Annotated in this window: 2 protein-coding genes; one reads left to right on the forward strand and one right to left on the reverse strand. The window is 74.5% G+C overall.

Annotation, left to right across the window (positions count from 1 at the left end; all coding sequences use genetic code 11):
* Positions 1-86: 86 nt before the first annotated feature.
* Positions 87-1,022 (forward strand): GTPase Era, encoded by a 936-nt coding sequence (gene era, locus AB0J52_RS39415; RefSeq protein ID WP_500188215.1) that lies wholly within the window; start codon positions 87-89, stop codon positions 1,020-1,022.
* On the opposite strand, the gene AB0J52_RS39420 is transcribed toward era, so the two are convergent.
* Positions 1,013-1,658, reverse strand: a 646-nt coding sequence (locus AB0J52_RS39420; RefSeq protein ID WP_500188217.1) for a hypothetical protein, incomplete at its 5' end; no start/stop codon positions are given. The genes era and AB0J52_RS39420 overlap by 10 nt on opposite strands.

Consider the following 1,658-nt stretch of genomic DNA (forward strand, 5'->3'; position numbering starts at 1 on the left):
GTCCGCGGCCCCCGGGACCGCCCCCGCGCGGCCCGGGAGCGCGCCGGTGGACGAGGCGCTGCGCCGCGTCGGCGACAATTGGTGACGTGACAGCGCCAGGATCGCCAGCAGAGACCCCGCAGCCCGAGCCGTTCAGGTCCGGGTTCGCCTGCTTTGTCGGACGGCCCAACGTGGGCAAGTCCACACTGATGAACGCGCTGGTCGGGACCAAGGTGGCGATCACCAGCAGCCGCCCGCAGACCACCCGGCGGGCGATCCGCGGCATCGTGCACCGCCCGGACGCGCAGCTCGTCGTCGTGGACACCCCCGGCCTGCACAAGCCGCGCACGCTGCTCGGCGAGCGGCTGGACAGCCTGGTCCGCTCCACCCTCACCGAGGTGGACGTGATCGGCTTCTGCGTCCCCGCCGACCAGCCCGTCGGGCCCGGCGACAAGTACATCGCCCGCGAGCTGGCGAACGTGAAGGGGACGCCGGTCGTCGCGATCGTCACCAAGACCGACCTGGCGAGCCCGGAGCAGATCGCCAGGCAGCTGCTCGCGGTGGGCGAGCTGGGCGACTTCGCCGACATCGTGCCCTGTTCCTCGGAGGACGGCTTCCAGCTCGACGTGGTCGCCGACCTGCTGATCAAGCACCTGCCGGAGGGCTTCGCGCTCTACCCCGAGGGCGACCTGACCGACGAGCCCGAGCAGGTGCTGGTCGCCGAGCTGATCCGCGAGGCGGCGCTGGAGGGCGTCCGGGACGAGCTGCCGCACTCGATCGCCGTCAGCGTGGACGAGATGGCCCCCCGCGCCGGCCGCGAGGACCTCACCGACATCTACGCCCATCTGTACGTCGAGCGGTCCAGCCAGAAGGGCATCATCATCGGGCACAAGGGCTCCCGGCTGAAGGACGTCGGGCAGCGCGCCCGGCGGCAGATCGAGGCCCTGCTCGGCACGAAGGTCTACCTCGACCTGCGGATCAAGGTCCTCAAGGACTGGCAGCGCGACCCCAAGCAGCTGCGCCGCCTCGGCTTCTACGACTGATCCCGTCCGCCCGCCCGGTCGGGCCCGGCGATCTGGTCCGGTCCGCCCGCGGGGCCCTGCCCGGCCGACCCGCCCGGTCCGGCCCCAGGGCCCGGCCCGGCGGCGGGGTCGGGCTTCAGGCCGGCCGCGTGGTCCGGGCCGCCCGTGCGGGCGCGGGCCCGCCGCACCAGCGGCCCCGCGAACGGGCGGGCGAGGCTGAGCCCCACCACCAGCAGGGACGCGGCGGCGCACAGGTACCAGCCGTAGTCGAGCGAGACGCTGGTGTGCGAGGAGCCCAGCGCCCCCTCGCTGCCGAACCGGTCGCCGGCCCGGCGCAGCCGCAGCGCGAACACCAGGCAGTCGACCAGCACCAGCCCGCCGGGCAGCGCGGCGAGGGAGGCGATCCGGGCGTCCCGGCCGACCGCGCCCCACAGCGCGACCACGATCGCCGCGAGCGCCAGCACCGGCACCACCACGACGGTCCCGTCCGCCTCGATGCCCGCGACCGCCCCGAGATCGTTGGTGACCGAGGCGCCGAGCAGGTCGATGAAGATCTCCAGCCGCGCCCACGGCAGGAACGCCGCGACCAGCATCGCGACCGCTGCGAGGACGGTCAGCACGCTCCAGAACGCCCCGGCGCGGCGCCGGGCGGGGATC

It is taken from the genome of Spirillospora sp. NPDC049652 (assembly GCF_040675125.1).
Classification (GTDB): domain Bacteria; phylum Actinomycetota; class Actinomycetes; order Streptosporangiales; family Streptosporangiaceae; genus Spirillospora.